Origin of the sequence: Paenibacillus vini (genome assembly GCF_018403325.1) — a bacterium.
In the GTDB taxonomy this organism is placed as follows: Bacteria; Bacillota; Bacilli; order Paenibacillales; family Paenibacillaceae; genus Fontibacillus; species Fontibacillus vini.
Genome location: NZ_BOSL01000009.1, coordinates 64,642 through 84,510, shown reverse-complemented (window position 1 = coordinate 84,510; position 19,869 = coordinate 64,642). Strand labels below are relative to the sequence as shown.

Below are 19,869 nucleotides of genomic sequence, written 5' to 3'. Positions count from 1 at the left end.
GTCCGATATTAACCTTTTACCGAGCCTGCCGCAATTCCCTCAACAATGTAACGCTGCAGCAGCAGGTAGAAGATGACGATCGGCAGAATGCCGATGGCCAGCGCCGGAAGCGCCATGTCCCACTGCTTCGTGTACTGTCCGAAGAAAGAATAGGTCGCCAGCGGAATCGTCCGCAGCGAAGGATTTTGCAATATCAACGACGGTAGCAAATAGTCATTCCAAATTGCCAGCGCGTTGAGCACGATAATGGTCATCATCATCGGCTTGAGCAGCGGCAGCACGATCCGGAAGAATACCGTAATCGGGTTGCAGCCGTCGACGGTCGCAGCCTCTTCAATTTCCAAAGGAACGGATTTGACAAATCCGTGGAAGAGGAACACCGCCAGCGGTAGACTGAGTCCCAGGTTCGTCAGGAGCAATCCCCAAATGCTGTTGTTGACTCCAAGTGTGTTTACCACTTTAAGTACCGGAATCATGATCGTTTGAAAAGGTACGACCATGGACATAACAAACAGCATCAGCAAGATGCGATTGAATTTAGTGTTAGAGCGAACCATTTTGTAAGCGGCCATGGCACTGAACAGCGTTATCAGAATCACACTGACTATGGTGATCAGCGCCGAGTTGCGGAAAGCTTCTGAAAAGCGGGCCAGCTCCCATGCTTTCGAATAGTTGTCCCAGTTGAATTTAGACGGCCAGGAGGCCGCGTTGGACAAAATTTCACCGAACGATTTGACCGAGTTCGCAAACAGGAAATAGAACGGGGCCAGGAACACAAGCGCCACCAAAGCCATGATAATCTCAATGACGAAATTTCTTCCGCGCGATCTAGTCTCCATCAGGCTTCAACCTCCTTGCTCTTCGTGATGCGAACTTGAATCAGGGAAATGATCGCTACGATAACGAAGAACAGCAATGCTTTCGCCGTACCGAGACCATACCGGTTATTCAAGAAAGCTTCATTGTAGATGTTCAGAGCAACCGATTCCGTCGATTTAAACGGACCACCCTTGGTCAGGGACAGGTTGAGGTCGAACATTTTAAAGGACCAGGAAATCGCCAGGAACAAGCTGACGGTTACCGCCGGCATAATAAGAGGAGCGATGATGCTGCGCAGCACTTGGAAATGACTGGCCCCGTCGATTTCAGCGGCTTCCAGCACTTCCTTGGAAACATTGCTGAGCGAAGCGATATAAATAACCATCAAATAACCGGAGTATTGCCATACGAATACCATGACGATCGCCCAGAAACCGGTGGTAGCATCGCCGAGCCAAGGAAGCTGGAAGAAGGACCAGCCCGTCATATCGCCCAAGGTTGAGAAGCCTTTAATAAAGATAAACTGCCAAATAAATCCGAGCAGCAAGCCACCGATGATGTTAGGCATAAAAAACACGGTACGCAGTACGTTCCGTGATTTCAAAGGCTTGGTAAGGAAATAAGCCAGGAAGAATCCGACCAGGTTGGTAAGCACAACACCCAAAACCGTGAAGCGAACCGTAAACCAGAAGGACTTCCAGAAATCCGGGTCACCGGAAAATATTTTTGCGAAATTATCGAAGCCGACCCAAGTAACCTCGCCCGATACGCCATTCCAATCCGTAAAGGAATAATACATCCCCATTAAAAATGGAATAATCATGACCAGAGTGAAGAATAGTACGGCCGGGCCGACGAAAAAGAATTGCTGTCCATAATGCGATAACTTTCTGCTACGCATATTGGCCCCCCTTTCAATGTCTCTCTTTGTCGTTATGTGTCTTATAATGCTATTATGTAATTATTTTGATTCCCCTTACACCGACAGAGGTGATCACTAAGGTGTAAAATATTGATCGGAAGTGGATTAAATGAAATGGAACAGCATTCGCACCAAAATGATTGTTTTTATGTTATTGCCGATTGTCATATGTATCGTAGCTGCTATGATCATCAGCTATTCTCATACAACAGCTTCGCTTAGAACGCGGGCGGTAGAAGAAAATACGAACCTTCTCTATCAAGGCTATCGCAATATCGACAGTATGCTGCAGGAGATCAACCGGGTATCCCTCAGCGTGTATTCGGATGCCGAGTTTTACAGACAGCTCGACGCCGGTTATGACGATATTTCCGCCAATATCAGCATCTATTCGTCGCTCAATTATATGTACAAAGCGATACCTGGCGCTTATCAGGTTTATCTATATGGCATCAAGGACAACAAAGCCACGATGATCACCCAGGAAACTCCGAAGCGTTGGCAGGATCCCGCCCCTTACCCCGCCTCCGCATTGCCCGAAAAAGAGCTGCTGCAAATCCAGACTACGCACCCAAGTCATCATTACGGTCTTCTGTCTCCTTTTCCCCAGGCGACCAAGGAGCAGGTCTTTACCCTGCACCGGCGGATTGAAAAGATCCCGACCAATCAAGCCATCGGGTATTTATCTATCGACGTGAAGCTGTCGGCTCTCTTCGGCATCATCAACCAGCTCTATGACAAGAGTAAAGAGAATCTGTACATTATTGATGCCGAGGGCAATTTAGTGTATACCGAGGACGAGACGCTGCTTGGGAAGCCGCTCCAAGACGATTGGTACGGCAAACCGGCTGCCGGTTTTACAGGGGATCAGGGCTCTTTTGAAATGAACGGGGCCGTATTTATATATCAGCGCATTCAAAGCACGGGGGCGGACTGGACACTGGTCAAGCAAATTCCTGTATCGAACCTGCTCGGCGAAGCGAATCAGGCCGCTAAGATCAACGCCGTTTTATTCGGAGTTGCTTTGCTTGTCATCATCACGGCCATCGTCCTGATTTCGATCCGGATCACTTCTCCGATCAAGCGTCTTTCGACTTATATGAATCAGGTGAAAATCGGAAACCTTCAGGTTGACGTAGCTCCTGCGGGAAATGATGAAGTCGGTGTTTTGACGGAGCGGTTCCGCGATATGATGGACACGTTAAACAACTTGATCCTGAGGGAGTACAAACTGGAGCTTAGCAGCAAGGACAACCAGCTTCGGGCACTGCAGGCGCAAATTAACCCTCATTTTCTGAATAACACGCTGCAGATCATCGGTACTTTGGCATTGGAACTGAAGGTACCGCAAATATATACCCTGATTTCTTCCCTCGGGAAGATGATGCGTTACAGTATGAACAATGATGAACGAACCGTGACCCTAAAGGACGAGCTTGAGCATGCCAAGGCTTATATAGAACTGCAAAAAGAACGGTTTGAGAACCGGTTTGCGTTTCATTATGAAATCGAGGATTCACTTCTGCAGGTGCCGATGCCGAAAATGATCTTACAACCTATTATGGAAAACTACTTCAAGCACGGCATCGACCTTTCGGAATCCGGGGGCTGGATCTCACTGACCGCCACGAAGGATACGGAAGGAAACATGGCGATTATTGTTCAAAATAACGGGGCTTTGATTCCGGATGACAAGCTTCGCCGGCTGCAGAGCGGCCTTGCCCTATCGGGGGCGGAACAGGTCAAGCCCGGAGAGGATGAGCCGGATGGAAAGACGTCCTCCATCGGTCTGATCAATGTCCTGACCCGGCTGCGCTTGGTTTACGGAGAGAATGCCGAGTTGATCGTAGCTAATTTAAAACCGGACGGAGTCCGGATTACCTTGAAATTCAAGGTCCAAGATGAAAGCGGAGAGTGAAGAAATCATGAGAGCACTGATCGTTGACGATGAAGCGAGAGTGAGGAAGGCGGTACGCCTGCTGGTTGATTGGCAAAGTCACGGAATTGAGGAAATCGCGGAAGCCGGCGGCGGCACCGAAGCCATCGCGATGATTAAGGAATTCAAGCCGGCACTCGTTATTATGGATATGATGATGAAATCCGGTCACGGGATGGAGCTTATGGTTTGGGTGAGCGAGCATGCGCCGAGCCTCAAATTCATCGTGATCAGCGGACATGACGATTTTGAATTTGTCCGAAGCACGGTAAGGCACGGGGGCATTGATTATATTTTGAAGCCGATCGATCCCGAGGCGATTAATGCTGCCGTTGGCAAAGCTGTCGGCCAGTGGCGGCAAGAAGAACAGGAACGCCGGGAACATCAGCAGAAGAGCATCCAGTTAAACGAATTCAGGCCGGTGTACAGTGAGAAGCTTCTCTTCTCGCTCATCGACGATCCGGGCTCCTCGGAGTCCGCAATGAGACGGCTCCGGATGGAGGGCGTGATTCCCGAAGAGGCGGACAAGGGCCGGCTGCTGCTGATCCCGATCGATTCCGGGGACACGGCCTTACTGCGACGGTTCGGGTATGATAGCGAATTGCTGCATTTTTCGCTCATTAATATTTGCAATGAGTTTCTACTCCCGGGGCGGCACGGGATTGCGTTCAAGTATTGGGGAGCGCCGATGGAAATCGTAATTTTGACATGGGGTCCGTCGGATCGCGCGCCGGAATTGATAGCAAGGATTAATGACGGGCTGTTCCATACCCTGCAACGTAGAGTTCATGTCGGTATGGGGATGGCGGGAGAACTTCCGCAAAGTCTTCCCCATCAGTATGACGAAGCGGAAACTGCGATCCGCCGGAGGAATCTGCTGCAGCCGGATCAATATGTCCATCTACTTAAGTCTGCTCAGCAGGATACGATCGAAGGCGCTGCGTCATTATCCTTTGAAAGTGTGCAGGAGGAGTGGAAAACTGCGGTTCTGAGCGGAGACGCTGGCCAAATCTCTTCAGCCGCCCAACAGTGGATCGACGAATTATGCCGTTCGGGCTACGTATCATCCGAGCTGCTTGATGCTTGGGAAAGCGACATCCTGTCTTTTCGAGTCAGACTGCTGCGGGAAGCGCTGGGTAAAGAAGCCGATAACCTGGTGTCCGAATCCGAACACGACGAATCGAGCCTGACCCCTCCCCTGACGAGCAGCTATACCTTCTCTCCCTCCGCGTGGCGCGATTGGTCCAGGGCTTTTATGACCCGCCTTGCCGGAGAAATCTCGGCTCGCCATTCCAGGGAGAACCGGATGACCGGCGAAATTATTACCTATATCGAACAGCATTACCGTAACGAGCTGTCTCTCCAGGAGATCGCCAGTCATTTCTATGTCAGCCGCGAATACGTTTCCCGCAAATTCAAGCAAGAATTCGGGATCAACTTCTCGGATTATCTTACTAAATACCGGATCGACAAAGCCAAAAAGCTGATGCTGAACCCGGATCTGAAACTCCAACAAATTTCCGAGATGGTCGGATTCAATGACGTGAAATACTTCAGCAAAGTATTCAAGAAGCAGGAAGGTGAATCGCCGCGGGAGTACCGGAGCAAATGAGTGCGATCAATATAGGTGCTTGGTGCGGTTCGTCGGTTATAGTAACCAATTCTCATTAAGCAGGTCAGTGTGGAGATGCATTGCATGCTGCGGGGCGTGTGGTGGGAGTAACACTAGTTGGAAATTTGTTTTTTAATTGATGATATTGTGTGGACGTGGTAACGGCGGGAGTTTGGCGATGGAGCTGGATGATGGTGCTAGATGAGGGTAGTGGGTGAGGGTGCTGGATTAGAGTTTAAACGGTGGTGCTGTTGCCCATAGTGGTGTGGACGGTGGAGTTGTGGCCCGTGATGGTGTTGGACAGCGGTGCGGGATGGCTAACGAACCTAGTAACTCTTATTGGGCCTAAAAGTAGCCTCTTCAAAATGTAACGAACTCCAGACACGTTATTTACAGCAAAAAGGCGAAAATTCACCTCTTAGCGCCCAAATAACGTTACTGGAGTTCGTTAGGTTCCAACACATGCTGATTTCGTGAAAATAAGCTTCCTCAGGTTCGTTAGCCTGGAAAAGGAGGACTCCAAAGAGATTCCAAAAAGCAGGACCCCGAAAAGGCTCCGGAAGAAGCTCCGGAAGAAGCTCCAGAAGATACTACAGAAGAAACTATAGAAGAAATTACAGAAAAAGCTTCAGAAGAAGCTTCATACCCTGGTACTCCGCACAAGATTACCGGAGGCACCCACAAATATTCAGAGTTTCTTCGCACATCCGGTCTACTCCTTATTCCGTTCATCCGGTGAGCAGGCCTTTTTCGACATGCCCACAAGATGTACCGAATATCCATGGCTTAACCTTGTCCTGCCCTGCTGTTTACCGGAGTTCCTTACGCTCATACCATTGCAAGAAAGCTTCCGCCACCGCTTTGCCCGCCAGACCGTTTGGATGAGGATCATTCCCCGGGCTCATAAATTCCGGCCGGACCTGGTGTTCATGCGGTGCCGGCTGAGACAGTACGGCCGCAATATCGAACACCCGGCTCACTCCGGCAGGAGGCGCAGTTCTCAGCACTTCATTCACCTTCCGCCATATATGCTCTCGGTTCCCGCTGAAATTAAACGGAGGCACCGTAAACAGTATGATGTCGACCTCGCTGTTGTTTGCTTTTAGGGTCGATACGATGTTTGTCAGGTCCTGCAGCAGTTCCTCCGCGCTTCGCTCGCCGATATCGATATCGTTGACACCCAGCGCAATCAAAACCTGATCCCCCTGTTTGGCTTTATGCAGCCAAGGGCCATCCGCTGCGGCGTCATAGGCCCGCGCCCATCCCGAACCGATATTCCAGACGTTATAATCCGCGCCAAGCCCATCGGCAATCCGAGCCACCCAATAATCGTAACCGTCCTTTGCGGTTCTCACGCCCTGGGTAATCGAATCTCCAAAGAAAACCATCCGCAGGTGACTTTGTTTCTTATATCCGATCCAAGCAGGCATCACCAGCAAATTCTCGGAAAGCGCAAATAAATCCCCTTCCGGTTCGTCCGCATGTTTGCCGGGGGTATTATAAGCGGTTACCAGCATCTGCTCGGTATTGTAAGGGACCGATCGGCCGGAGCCGGAAGCGATAGTCCAACTGAAGGCCAAGTCATGGCCTTGCGGCAATTCAATCTCAACGGAATCGCTCCAAAACGTCTCTCCCGGTCGGACCAGCCGGGTCAGGCTGCCGCCAAAAGTAACGGGGACCTGCGATTGACCGGAAACTTCGCCGTTTCTTCCGGTCCCTCCGTCGGCTACGAACGCAGCCTCGATCAGCCAGTTGCCGCCGGGTTGTCCTCCCTTGGCAACGCCCCCCTGGTCCCAGGTGGAATCCACTGCATTACTGAACCAGAACCGAAGCTCCAGTTTCCCCTGCTCCCGAAGCCGGACATATGTCCGGTATGTATGCGTAAACGCCTCTTCGCGATCCATAATAAAGTTGGAAGCCGTCGATACGACTGTTGCAGAGCCATACTCCTTCATCAAGGCCAGATCTTGAACCGGCATGTCCTGCATTTCTTTCTGTTTCATACTGCCACTCCTCATCCTAATCTTTCATCTCCTCGAACTATTGTACAAAAAAACCGGGGCTGCGACTACAGCACCCGGTTTAAAAACGCTTTGGTCCGCTCATGCTGCGGACTTCCAAACAACTGCTCCGGCGTTCCCGATTCGATGAATTCGCCGTCCGCCATGAACATGACCCGGTCGGCCACCTCACGGGCAAAGCTCATTTCATGGGTCACGACGATCATGGTCATCTGCTCATCTGCCAATTGGCGCATGACCTGCAGAACCTCGCCGGTCAACTCCGGATCGAGCGCCGAGGTCGGCTCGTCAAAGAGCATAATTTCCGGGCTCATCATAAGCGCCCGGGCAATCGCTACACGCTGCTTCTGGCCTCCGGACAAATTGGATGGGTAGACATCCCCCTTATCTTGCAATCCCACTTTTTCCAGCAGGCTCGAAGCCTTGCTCCGGATTTCCTCGGCCGAATATTTCTTCATCAGCTTCGGAGCCAATTCCAGATTGGCTCTTACCGTCAAATGGGGGAACAAATTAAAGTGCTGGAACACCATCCCCATCCGGGATGTAATTTCCTTGATCTTTCCCCCGGAAGGATAAACACCGTTATGAACGAGTTCTTCATTTCCGATCCGGATGCTTCCTCCATTCACCTCTTCCAGGTGTGCAAGACTGCGAAGCATCGTGCTTTTCCCGGAGCCCGAAGGACCGATCACCGCTACCACCTCGCTCGGAGCTATGCGAAAGGACACGTCCTTCAACACTTCCAGCTTTCCAAAAGATTTTCGCATATTGGTTACTTCAATAATGGCATTGTTCGTCATCGCAAGTCTTCCTTTAATCAAATTTAAATTTCCGCTCCAGCATCTTAAAGAAGAACGTCAGCACCAACGTCATCGCTAAATAAATAACACCGGCAACGACAAACGGCATAATCGTAAAATCACGGTTGACAGCAGTTTGAGCAAAATGCAATAGTTCGGGAACCGCGACCGCATATAAAAGCGCCGTATCCTTCACCAAGGTAATTGCTTCGTTCGATACCGCCGGAAGCGCGATCCGGAACATTTGCGGAAGAATAATCCGGGTCATCGTATGCCAACGCCCCAGTCCAAGCACTTGTGCCGCTTCGTACTGGCCCTTGTCTATCGCCAGAAGTCCGCCCCGGAATATTTCAGCAAAATAGGCGGCGTAGTTTAAAGTAAACGCCAGACAGGCGGCGGCAAAACGGTCCATAACCAGATATTCCCCGATCACCGGAATGACCGGCAGTCCAAAACAGAAAAATAGCATCTGCAGCAGCAAAGGCGTTCCGCGCATGACATAAATATAAACATTGGCGATCCAGGCCAGCGGTTTTACGCGGCTCTTGACCATTAACGTAAAGACAAAACCGAGCGGAATGGAGGTTAAAATCGCCAAAAAGAACAGCAGAATCGTCGTTCTCGCACCTTCCAGCATCGGCCCCGTAATATCCCATAAATAATCCAGACTCATAAGTAACTCTCCTCATATGAAAACTAAAAACCGGATTTAGAGTTCAATCCGGTTTTTCTTAGTGTCACTGAAATGGAATCTAGTTCAGCACCTTGTCTTCCCCGAACCATTTCTCGGAGATTTGTGCAGCTGTCCCGTCCTGGCTCAGCTCATCCAATGCCTTTTGCAGCTTGTCCAGCAGCTCATCATTGCCCTTCTTCACGCCGATGCCGTACTCCTCGGGAGCAAGCGATTCATCAAGCAATTTGAAGATTCCTTCTTCTTTGGACATATAATAGCGGGCCACTACTTCATCTATCACGACCGCATCCAGACGTTTCGTCTTCAAATCACTCAAAGCGAGCACATTGTCCGGAAACGCGGATACTTCCTTGACCTCGGATTTAATCGGGTTCGAATCCAGAGCATCCGCCGCTGAGGAAAGCGATTGAAGGCCAACGACCTTACCAGCCAGTTCGCTGATTGCGGATATTGGTGAATCCGCCAAAGTCACAACCACCTGGCTGTTTTTCAAATATGGCTTAGTAAACAGAACTTTCCCTTTGCGCTCATCGGTAATTGTGTAGCCATTCCAAATCAAGTCAATTCGTCCGCTGTTCAGCTCGGATTCCTTGGCCGACCAGTCGATCGGCTGGAAAGTCGCTTCCATTCCCATTTTCTCTGCAGCTGCCTTCGCATAGTCGATATCGAATCCGACAAGCTCATTATCGCTGTCCCGGAAGCCCATCGGAGCGAACTTGTCGTCGATTCCGATCACAAGCTTATTATCGTCCTTGCCTGAGCCGGAGCAACCGGCCAGAGCCATTAACATCATACCCAATACCACTATCAGAATTGCACTTTTCTTCATCTGAATTTCTCCCCCATCTGGTTGACAAAAGCTCTATACGCTTTAGTTCGTTAATACGTTATCAGATTCTCATGATACCATACTACCAAAGAAGAGTCGAGAGAAATGAAAGTTTTCCAGAAACTGATCTTAATCTGTCACAAATAGGGCTAGCTCGCGATAGATTCCGATGATTTCCTCCATTTTCATCCGCACCAGGCCGCTGGAAGACGGGGCGACGAAATCGATAACCCCATCCACGATAGATTCGCTCTGGAACCCCCAATCCGCCCGGGGTCGGCCGCTGTATTCGGTATAAACGCCCTTGCCGACAAAACAGGCGATTCGCGGCCGATACTCTCTTAGCTTGTCCCGCAGTATAAGCCGACCCTGTTTATATTCTTCGCGCGTTATATCTTCCGCGCCGCGGGTAGGACGCGCAACGATGTTCGTAAATCCGTAACCCAGTTTGAGTAGATCCTGGTCTTCAGAGGCATCGTACAAACGCGGGGTAAGCCCGGATTGATGCAAAATGCGCCAGAAGTTGTTGCGCGGATTAGCATAATGATGCCCGGCTTCCCCGGACCGGATGCTAGGATTGAATCCGATAAAGACGATGGACAAGCCGAAATCGAGATGATCCGACACTTCGCTCAGCTCATTATTCATAACTTTGCCGCCTCCTGGCTCCGGCCTTTTATTCTATCCGTGAGGGCAAAGAAAACACCGTACATTACAATAAATATAAGCAGCGCAATCCCTTCCTCGGCCAGCAAATAGTAAGGATACGGTCCAAGCATATCCAGGATGGAAGGCGTATCCGGCTTACGCAGCAGAAACATATAATTTGCTCCGATGACATAATTCAGAAGCCCAATGATCAGAGCCAAGCCGTTCAAGAACAGCATCGTTTTCCCGATTGATTTCCAGGTAGGCCTGTATTGTTCGATCCAGGTCATATATAACGGAGCTAGAATGATCAGCGAATGAGCTATGAAAAACTGAAAGAACCGGAAATGCGGATACCCGTAACCCAGATTCGGCGTGAGTATAGCCTGAAGCGCCCCGCCGATGCCGGCAAAAAAGAGGACTTCATACAGCCATCTGCTTCGGCTCCATAGCATAATGATCGACAGCAGCAGCGTTATACTGCACAGCTCAAGCGGAAGGGTATGACGAACATTCCAGGCTCCTTGCGTCCAATACCATACATTTAAAGTGGCCTCGGAAATCAGGAGGAAGCCCAGTAATCCGAATCTCACCCCAAGGCGCAAGGCTCTCCGGGATCGAATTCTTTTTCTGGCCGCATAAAGTCCCAGAATCATCACAATCAGCAGACCGATCCAGATAAGATGGGACGGGGAAAAGAATATAAATTCCGGCGCTTGCCCGGAAGAAAAAACGGATGCTGATTCCTTCATAGAATCCCCCTTTTATCGTTGGAGCACCAAATCATCCTTCGCCGTGCTCACCCGGTTTCTCCCGTTCTCTTTGGAACGGTATAACGCCCTGTCCGCCTCCATAAAGAGCTCCTCCAGCGACTGTCCGGACAACCCGAATTCAGCGACTCCGAAACTGGCTGTAATCCTGATCGGCCCTTCCGCCGAGTTCAGCGGGGTGTTCTCGATTTCCCGGCGTAATTTCTCAGCAGCTGCTGCCGCTTCAGGGAGATCAATCCCCGGGAGGCCAATGACAAATTCCTCTCCTCCGTATCTGCCGAGGAGGCCGCCGGCCATAAGGTACCGTTCACCGAGGGCCGCGATATGACGAAGCGCCTGATCCCCCACTCCGTGCCCAAACCGGTCGTTAATATGTTTGAAAAAGTCGATATCGAAAACGATCAGCGAAAAAGATTCCTTAGCATTTTCGGCCTCCGCAAGTATAACGCGCGCCGTTTCCATAAAGAAGGTCCGGTTGAAAATCCCCGTCAGCCCGTCGTAAGAGGCCAGCATCGTCAATTTCTCCTCCATGCGGGCGCGCTCGGTAACATCCATCACCGTTATCGTCTTCCCCACGAACCGTCCTCTGCGGTTAATGACCGGAGAAGAGTGAATATGATAATAACAGGTTTCCTGCCCGATGCTCCAGCTGAATTCTTTTTCGTCAGTCACATTGTGATCGGAATGAAAATCGAAGACAGGCTCATCAAAGTTTTCGGACAAACGGAGTTCGCTAACGGGCTTGCCGATATTCGCGGAACTGAGTCCGGGAATCATCATCGCCGCTGCCGGATTGAAGTCCGCCAGCAGGCCGGCCGGATCGACGACCAGAACACCGTCGCGCATACTGTCAAAAATATATTCTCTGGCCACGGGCGCAACGATCATCAAGCCGGAGGTTCGGATAGCCCATATATAAAAGAAGGAAGTCACGCACATGATGATCGGTACAAGGTCCATCTCGTAGGGAGTCAGCTTCATCAAATACAGAAAAGAAGCAAATCCCGGCAAAACGAATCCGATTAACAGAGCCGCTATTTGGCGTCTCAGCACGTTTTTTCTCCGGTTCCAATAACGCAGCAGCAGGAAAGTACCCACCAGCAGACAGCCGACAGTATAGCTTCCGTGGACGACATACCACTCCCCCATCACGATATCCATCATGGGTCTGGGGGCATTGGGATTCAAATAAATGTCTCGGTAAAACAGATGATGCCACTCGTTCGTCGTAATCATCACCAGCGTAATGGCCGGAATGATCAGCATCAGAACAAGCTTACGGCCAGTTATAAACTTCTCCAGCCCCACATAGTACATGACCAGTATCAAACTAAGCGGAGCGATAAAGGGCATCCCTACATACTCCACATTCGCCCAGAACATAATTTCCTTCAATGTGTTCCCTGTCAATTCGAAGGCAAACCCGAACGCATAAATGGCCGACAGCCCGGTGATCCAGAAAAACAGGTTGATTCCGGAATACTTGTTCCGGTTCACAAACGCATAAATGGCAAGCAGTACACTCAGTACACCTGACAATGCCGCCAAAACAATAAAGATGCTAATCGGTGAGTTCATTTACAAGGTAGCTCCATCATTTCAAATATTAGTTATATGGTAGCATAAGTGCCGACATCAGCGGAAGAATTCATTTCTCGCCCTGTAATAGATGTTTTATTGATAGCATTCATCAATTTATCACTATAAAGTTTTTGTTTTTTTGATATAATGGAACATATCTCGGAAAACGTTTTCCGAAGAGCGGATAATACACTTTATACCAGGAAAAGAGGGATTCCCAATGACTCAAGCAAAACAACGCTGTTTAACCGTCGACCAGATCGGATACCCGTTAAATGCCAAAAAATCCGTCATCAGCGCAGGCAAATCAGGAACATTCGAAGTTATCCATTCGGTTACCGGCAAGCCGGTTTTTCAGGGAGAAACCGGACCCTTGCAACCTGACGAGGCCGCGGGAACGGCGGTTTGCTCAGGCGACTTCTCGGCGCTTGCAGAACCCGGCAGCTATTATGTCAGTCTGGGCGATGAGATTTCCGCTCCGTTTGTCATTGCGGATAACCCGTATAAGGAGCTCCATCAGGGTCTTTTAAAAGCTTTTTATCTTTTCCGCTGCGGATGCGATTTGAGTGAAGAATATGCCGGACCCTGGAGTCATGCAGCGTGCCATCTGGCGGACGGAACCGTATACGATGATTCCGAAGTGAAGCTGAACAGCACGGGGGGCTGGCATGACGCCGGAGACTACGGCCAATACACCGGCCCTGGCGCCAAAGCGGTTGCTGACCTGCTGCTTGCCTTCGAACTAAACCCACAGGCGTTCCGGTCCCCGCTTCCGATTCCGGAAACGGACGGCATCACGCCGGATGTGCTGCATGAATGCCGTTATGAACTGGAATGGCTGTTCAAAATGCAGGATGACCGTACCGGCGGCGCGTTTCACAAATTGACGACCAAGCAATTTCCGGCTTTGAATGTCATGCCGGAAGACGATCTGGCGGATTTGTATTTCCTCCCTGTTTCAGCAACGGCTACCGGGTGCTTGGCCGGCGTCATGGCGATGGCTTCGCGGGTTTATCGCCCGTTTGACGAAGTCTTTGCGGACCGCTGTCTGGAAGCCGCGAAGCGGGCTTGGCAGTGGTTGCTGGATCATCCTGAAGTTCCGGGCTTTAAAAACCCGCAGGATATCGGTACTGGGGAATACGGGGATGAACAGGATCTGGATGAGCGTTACTGGGCGGCTGCCGAATTGTTCCGGACGACCGGCGACGAAACCTATCATACGCATTTCAAAGCGCTGGCTGCGCAGCAGTTCCCGAAATATGAATTGGGTTGGGCCGATATGGGCGGTTATGGAACCTTCGCTTATCTGCTCCAGGATTCCGCTAAGGGTGATAACGCTTTGCTTAACTGGCTTAAAGACGGACTGCTGGAGGAAGCCGACAAGCTGGCGGCGATCTGCACCGCTGATGGATACGGCATTTCGCTGACCTCGGCGGATTATATCTGGGGCAGCAATATGGTCGTTATGAATAGAGCCATGCTGCTGCTGATCGCCTACCATCTTAGCGGCAACGATAAGTATGAAGCTATGGCGCTGGACCATATTCATTATTTGATGGGCCGCAATCCGCTTGATATCAGCTATGTGACCGGTTATGGCGATCGCCCGGTCATGCATCCGCACCATCGTCCTTCTGTCGGCGACAGCGTGGCCGACCCTGTGCCTGGCCTCGTAGCCGGCGGTCCGAACCGCGGGCTGAACGATGACTGCATGATGGAGCACCTGCAAGGCAAAGCGCCCGCCGAATGCTTTATCGACGACGAGCTTAGCTATGCCGGCAATGAGGTGACGATTTACTGGAACTCCCCCGCCGTCTTCGTGGTCTCCCATTTTGTGAAATAAAATTTTCAGCAGCAAATAGAAATCAAATAGCGCGAGTTGTATGGGTTAAGTCACCACCCATACGCTCGCGCTTTTTCTTATAACTTAATGACTACTCTAATTCTTTGATACGCGGAGTTCCTAATCCGCCAACTCCAAAGCTTGCATCATTCTTAGCAGGATGACCGTGGCCTCGGCGCGGGTTGTAAATCCTGAAGGAGTGAATTCCCCGTCCGCATCCCCTTGCACGATGCTGCGTTGCGTAAGCAATCCGGCACTGGAAACCGCCCAGTCGGGGATGGCTGCACTATCGGAATAACGGGCCAACGCTTGTGACGCATTCAGCTCGTTTGCTGCTTCCGTGCGGCCGGTTTCAAGGAGCCGGATAGCCCGCGAAACCATAACCGCCATCTCGGCCCGGGTGATACGGTCGTCCGGCATGAATACGTTCGTTCCTTTACCGTTCACCAAGCCGGAGGCGACCGCAGCGCCGATTTCTCCGGATAGAGGGCCGCCTGCCGCAACATCACCGAATCCTCTGCCGGAAGCCTTGGGCGAAAGTCCCAAGCTTCTTACGAGCAGGGCCGTGAACTCAGCTCTCGTAATCTCCCGTCCAGGCGCAAAATGACTGTCATTAATCCCTTGGACAATGAGCTTCGAAGCCATAGCTTCAATTTCGCGTTCCGCCCAATGTCCGTTGGCGTCATTAAATTGTTTCCGGAACCCGATGACCATAAAGACTCCATTTTCCGGAGATTTTATTTCCAAACGCGCCTTTCCGTTCTCGCTTCTGCTTACGGCCGGTGCGGGATACAGCTTCCCGTCACGCTCGTCGTATCTCACCGCGATGACATTAGCGCCCGCCCCCTCAAGGAAAACGACGCGGCTGATATAATTCATGTTTAAATCAACAACTTGCTGCTCCTGTCCGTCCGAACCGACGGATACGCGGAAGTCAACGGCCGAAGCATCTATCACGGAACCTCCCAAAGCTGCCGTTTTAAGATTCAACTCTTTCTGTAAGGAGGCCGTTACCGGAACGATCGAAATGGACAGGTTTCCTCCCCGGTTCAAGCTTTGTCCAAGCGTCCCCAGCGGAAGACGATAAGTCCCCAGAGCAGTCTCGATCACGAGCGCGACCTGGCTGCCCTTTTTGATTCCGGCCGCCAAGGTTTGAAGCGGGAGTTGGAGTTCCACTCCGCCCTTCAACTCCGGAAGTGAAATCAATAGCTCGCCCTGCGGATTTGAAGAAGCTGCATCAAGAGCAGACTGTAATATCTCCGTCGACATCACGCTCACCCGCGTGATGCTTTGTCCGGCCGCATTTACCGTCTCCGAACGTTTCAGCGAATCTCCGGCAAGCTCAGCCGCACTCACGGACTCCTGGGAACCGGATGGCTCCTGGCCCGCCGACGGCGACGCCGCTCCCGGGGATGTCACAGAGCCTGTACCGCTGCCACTGCCTGGCGAGGAGCCGCCCGGGTTCCCGCCGACCTCTCCAGGCTTTGCCTGCTCGATGATCCTGCCTTCCACTTTCGGCGTGACCGTACCGCCCAGTGCTGCCACATATTCCATAAATATTTCGTAGTCGGGGTACCCGAGATCCTCATGATAAGCACCTTGCTCGATCGCCTGTGCAAAGGAAGTATATCCGTCACCCCCGTTAGCTACAAAACTGTTGGTAGCCAGCCGGTAGGTTGCTTTCAAATCCAGCGGCACGAATCCCTGTCCCTGTTTGATTTGTACATCGAACACCTTCGCCCCGGCAGGCTGAGCCGGATCCCACTTAAACTTCATGCCTGCGATTTGCGGGAATTTCCCCGGAAGATCGGCCGACTTGGCGCCGCTGATCCCGTTCTCCAGGCCGTCTTTGAGCTGTTGCCCGGTCACATCCAGCACATACAGCGTATTACCGAACGGCATGACCGTCCGCAGCTCGCCCATCGTAATATCCCCTTGATCGATCGAAGCGCGGATTCCTCCGCCGTTCATCAGAGCGATATCCGCATCCTTCAACGCTTTCGCCTTGGCCAACATTCCGTCAGCAATCAGGTTGCCGAGGTTCGTTTCCTTCGACCGAGCCTGAGCGCGTTCCCCGTCCAGAACGGCAGCCGCGACCCCCACAACCTGCTTCTTCAATTCCTCCAGCTCCGCATTGTATGGGGCCAGCATTTCCTTGACTATGGAATCTTCTTCTACTTTACTGTCAACGGTAATCAAACCGCCCCCCGTTTGCCCCGGGCCCGTCAATACGTTGCCTTGACTATCGAATACCAGGTCGACGCGACCGAGGAATTTCCCCCACTCGTTCGCTTGAACAACCAGTGTAGGCGTCTGATGAACTTCATCGATGACTACGTCCGGAGTATCCAGCTTCGTATGCGTGTGGCCGCCGACAATCAGGTCAATGCCTTCTACGTTTTTGGCCAATCCCTTGTCCCGCGCATATCCCAAGTGCGATAGTCCGATGATGATGTTGATTCCTTCCTTTTCCATAGCCCGAACCGTCTCTTCCGCCGCAATTTCGGCGTTGCGGAACACTACGTCTTTTCCGGGACTGGACGTTTCTTTGGTATCCTCGGTCGTCATGCCGAACACACCGACACGATGCCCGTCAACCTCCAGAACGACATACGGATATACCCCCGATTTGACACCCGATCCATCCTTACCGGCGCCGAACGAGACAGGTTCTTTAAGCAGCGGCGCTATATTCTTATCCTTGCTGAAATCAATGTTTGAGCTGACCAGCGGAAAATGTGCATTTTTCACAAATTCGGCCAGCACCCCGGTTCCTTTGTCAAACTCATGATTTCCGAACGTCATGGCGTCATATTGCAAATAGTTCATAAAGGTCAAATCTGCGGACCCTTGCCACTTCGTAAAATAAAGATCCCCCGAGAAAACATCCCCGGCATCCAGCAACAGGCTGTTGCCCCCTTCGCCGCGAATCTGCTTCACCAGCGTCGCACGCCGTGCCACCTCGGCCAAATGAGCATGCGTATCGTTGGTATGCATCACTGTCAGCTTCCATGTATCCGCGTCAGCTTCACTTACCGTAACGACGGCTTCCGCCATTCCATAACCATCTTCGCTCCGCGCTGTGACCACGGTTTGCCCTGCCGCCTTTGGCATTACGTTTCCTTCGTTATCAACTTCAGCCACTTGCGGGTCCGCCGAGCTCCACCGAACCTCCGCACCGGCACCGTCACCGGTTTCCGCCGAAGCATTCAGCTTGCCTGCGGGACCGCCGACCGTCAGCGACAAAGCCGTCTTATCGAGCGAAACCTTCGTAACTTTCAGTTCCAGAACGGCTACCGTTCCGCCAACCTCATTGGCTACAAGCAGAAGCGGACGGCCCGTCGGGCTGTCGGAAGCCGGAATGAATTCCAGTCCTTCAGGACCCGAATCCGTGTTCAGGCCGGCGGCAAAATCGCGCGTGTTGGTATAATTCACGAATACCGGATGTTCCGGATCGGTAATTTCATAAGTCATCACCCCGCCGATCCGCTCCAGTCCGATAAACGCAAAGACTTTGCTTCCGACCTCCCCGACGGCAACGTATTCCGGTTCAGGCCCTTTTTTGGCACTGCGGTCGTCCTTCTCCACCTTGCTGTTGCTGACATTGAAATAGTCCGGCAAGCGCTCCCCGGTAATTCGTTCAAAGTCGTTTCCGCTATCATAAACCTGGGTCAGATCACCCGCATTCCAAACGGAGAACGAACGTCCGCCGTAGAGATAAACCCCGTCATTTCCCATATCCCCGGCGACTTCGGTCTTGCCATAGACAGCCTCTTTTCCCTGTAAAAAGAGTGCCGCCTCCGAATTCGGATTCAAGTCGACCAGCTTCGAAATTTTGCTGCCGTTCTCACGGCCTGGCCATTCGGTAACGTCTCCTTCATTGGCGGTCAACAGATAAGTCTGTCCACTCGCCGTGTAAGAAGCGATCCCGTCAGGCATATACATGCCATAGAAAGGCACATTTTCAAGCTTGATCGCTCCGTCGTTCACCAGATCGAGCGCATTTCGCGGATCATTCAGGTCCTTGTACCCTAGTCCGTGAACACCGACCACTTTACCGGAGGGGATGTCGATAATCGCCACTGCATTGTTCTCCTGAAGCGACACATAAGCCGTCAACTCATCGGCGGAAAGAGCGATATATTCCGGCTCAAGATCATGCACAGCGTCGGCCTTATCTCCGCTTCCGGTAATCTTCCCTTTCGCATCCGATGTGCCGCGAATGTGTACGAGATCTTCAATCACGCTTGGATCATCAAATTTAACACGGGTAACCTTACCCTCTTGCGTATCGACGATCGTCACGCTGCCTTCGGGGTCTACACCCTCTTCGCGCGGTTCCCCTTCATCCGCCGTCAAAATATACCGGCCGTCTGACGTATATTTCACCATATCGGGCTGAACCCCGGCTTCATAGGACTGCAAGAAATTCCCGTCATAGTCGAGCAGCAGAATTCTCCCGTTCTTGTCATACGCGGCTTCCTGCACCGCCGCAGCAATTGTCCCTGTCGCGGAATTGATGTCCAGACTGGTCAGGTCTCCAAACTGAAAGCCTCCGGTTTCAGCGAGCGCCTTGACGTCAATACTTGTCTCCTTTGTGAGCGTGCCGTCCCCCGTAAGCGGAACGATATCGATGGATGGCGGGGTCGTGGATCCGTTCACCAGATAAAACTTTCCGTTATCCCGGTTGAATCTCACAATTTCGGCTACTCCGCCGTCTTTATTCGTAGTTCCGACAGCATATCCGGCGATCTTGCTGATTTGCAAAGTATCGATAGCCGGCTGAAGGACGCTTCCGGTCTCCTCCGGCTTCACTTCCAGCACCAGCGTGCTGCTGAAGCTGCGGGCGGGAAGGGAAGCGTCCGTAACTTTAACCGTAACCGGATAAGTTCCTTCCGTTCCCGGCTCAGGTGTTCCCTCCAGCTTGCCTTCGGCCGCTCCCAAAATCAGGCCTGTCGGAAGCCCTTCCGCCTCATAACTGTATGGAGCCTGTCCTCCATAAACGTCCAGGGTGACGCTATAGAATTTCGCTGCCTGAGCAGCAGGCAATGCAACGTCGGATAATCCGAAATCCTGGGTTGCCTGTCCTTCATTGCCTGATTCGGCAGCCGCATCCGCATCGGTATCTACAAGAGCAAACGCAGAAGTCTCCATATCACCGGAAATCACTCCGGGTCCCGCTTCTGAAGCTGCCGGCAGTATCGCCTCGGCCCGAACGATACCCGGTACCAGTGATCCCAGAATCATTTCCGCAGCCAGCAGCAGCGAAATCAAGCTAACCGTCTTCGATTTCAAAACCATTCCCCCATATTCGTATGATTTTAACCTTGAGTGTACCGGGGGAATGTTATCGGAACTTCCTTTTTATCAAGGACTTATGTAAAAAAGAGGATT

The 19,869-nt window shown here is 51.6% G+C and carries 13 protein-coding genes; 3 read left to right on the top strand and 10 right to left on the bottom strand.

Annotated features, from left to right (window positions below; all coding sequences use genetic code 11):
* Positions 1-8: 8 nt before the first annotated feature.
* The gene (locus KJS57_RS14795) at positions 9-839 is read right to left on the bottom strand and encodes a carbohydrate ABC transporter permease (RefSeq protein ID WP_213655403.1); all 831 of its coding nucleotides are present in this window, start codon (positions 837-839) and stop codon (positions 9-11) included.
* On the bottom strand, positions 839-1,720 hold the full coding sequence (locus KJS57_RS14790) for a carbohydrate ABC transporter permease (protein ID WP_211021589.1): 882 nt from the start codon (positions 1,718-1,720) through the stop codon (positions 839-841). The genes KJS57_RS14795 and KJS57_RS14790 overlap by 1 nt, the downstream gene beginning before the upstream one ends.
* Positions 1,721-1,850: 130 nt before the next feature.
* Here KJS57_RS14790 and KJS57_RS14785 point away from each other — a divergent pair, with 130 nt between their 5' ends.
* On the top strand, positions 1,851-3,659 hold the full coding sequence (locus KJS57_RS14785; RefSeq protein ID WP_213655402.1) for a cache domain-containing sensor histidine kinase: 1,809 nt from the start codon (positions 1,851-1,853) through the stop codon (positions 3,657-3,659).
* Between the two features lie 7 nt (positions 3,660-3,666).
* Complete coding sequence (locus tag KJS57_RS14780) at positions 3,667-5,289, top strand: response regulator transcription factor (RefSeq protein ID WP_213655401.1); 1,623 nt, start codon at positions 3,667-3,669, stop codon at positions 5,287-5,289.
* An 809-nt stretch (positions 5,290-6,098) separates the two neighbouring features.
* Here the strand turns inward: KJS57_RS14780 and KJS57_RS14775 are convergent.
* The 7 genes from KJS57_RS14775 to KJS57_RS14745 all read right to left on the bottom strand — a co-directional run bounded on the left by KJS57_RS14775 (position 6,099) and on the right by KJS57_RS14745 (position 12,629).
* A complete protein-coding gene (locus KJS57_RS14775) occupies positions 6,099-7,292 on the bottom strand; it encodes an SGNH/GDSL hydrolase family protein (protein WP_244861560.1) in 1,194 nt (397 codons plus the stop codon).
* A 65-nt stretch (positions 7,293-7,357) separates the two neighbouring features.
* Positions 7,358-8,110: an amino acid ABC transporter ATP-binding protein gene (locus KJS57_RS14770; RefSeq protein ID WP_280520385.1), complete on the bottom strand. Its 753-nt coding sequence runs from the start codon at positions 8,108-8,110 to the stop codon at positions 7,358-7,360.
* Between the two features lie 13 nt (positions 8,111-8,123).
* On the bottom strand, positions 8,124-8,783 hold the full coding sequence (locus KJS57_RS14765) for an amino acid ABC transporter permease (RefSeq protein WP_213655400.1): 660 nt from the start codon (positions 8,781-8,783) through the stop codon (positions 8,124-8,126).
* A 79-nt stretch (positions 8,784-8,862) separates the two neighbouring features.
* A complete protein-coding gene (locus KJS57_RS14760; protein WP_213655399.1) occupies positions 8,863-9,633 on the bottom strand; it encodes an amino acid ABC transporter substrate-binding protein in 771 nt (256 codons plus the stop codon).
* A gap of 129 nt (positions 9,634-9,762) precedes the next feature.
* On the bottom strand, positions 9,763-10,281 hold the full coding sequence (locus KJS57_RS14755; protein ID WP_244861559.1) for a mismatch-specific DNA-glycosylase: 519 nt from the start codon (positions 10,279-10,281) through the stop codon (positions 9,763-9,765).
* Entirely contained in the window at positions 10,278-11,033 is a 756-nt protein-coding gene (locus KJS57_RS14750; protein ID WP_213655398.1) for a YwaF family protein, read from the bottom strand. Before KJS57_RS14750 ends, KJS57_RS14755 begins: the two co-directional genes overlap by 4 nt.
* 12 nt (positions 11,034-11,045) lie before the next feature.
* Positions 11,046-12,629, bottom strand: a complete 1,584-nt coding sequence (locus KJS57_RS14745) for a histidine kinase N-terminal 7TM domain-containing diguanylate cyclase (RefSeq protein ID WP_213655397.1) — start codon at positions 12,627-12,629, stop codon at positions 11,046-11,048.
* 223 nt (positions 12,630-12,852) lie between these two features.
* On the opposite strand from KJS57_RS14745, the gene KJS57_RS14740 reads away from it, so the two are divergent.
* Positions 12,853-14,475 (top strand): glycoside hydrolase family 9 protein, encoded by a 1,623-nt coding sequence (locus tag KJS57_RS14740; RefSeq protein WP_213655396.1) that lies wholly within the window; start codon positions 12,853-12,855, stop codon positions 14,473-14,475.
* A gap of 120 nt (positions 14,476-14,595) precedes the next feature.
* On the opposite strand, the gene KJS57_RS14735 is transcribed toward KJS57_RS14740, so the two are convergent.
* Positions 14,596-19,776, bottom strand: coding sequence for a choice-of-anchor I family protein (locus KJS57_RS14735; RefSeq protein ID WP_213655395.1), 5,181 nt, complete (start codon positions 19,774-19,776; stop codon positions 14,596-14,598).
* Between the last annotated feature and the right edge of the window lie 93 nt (positions 19,777-19,869).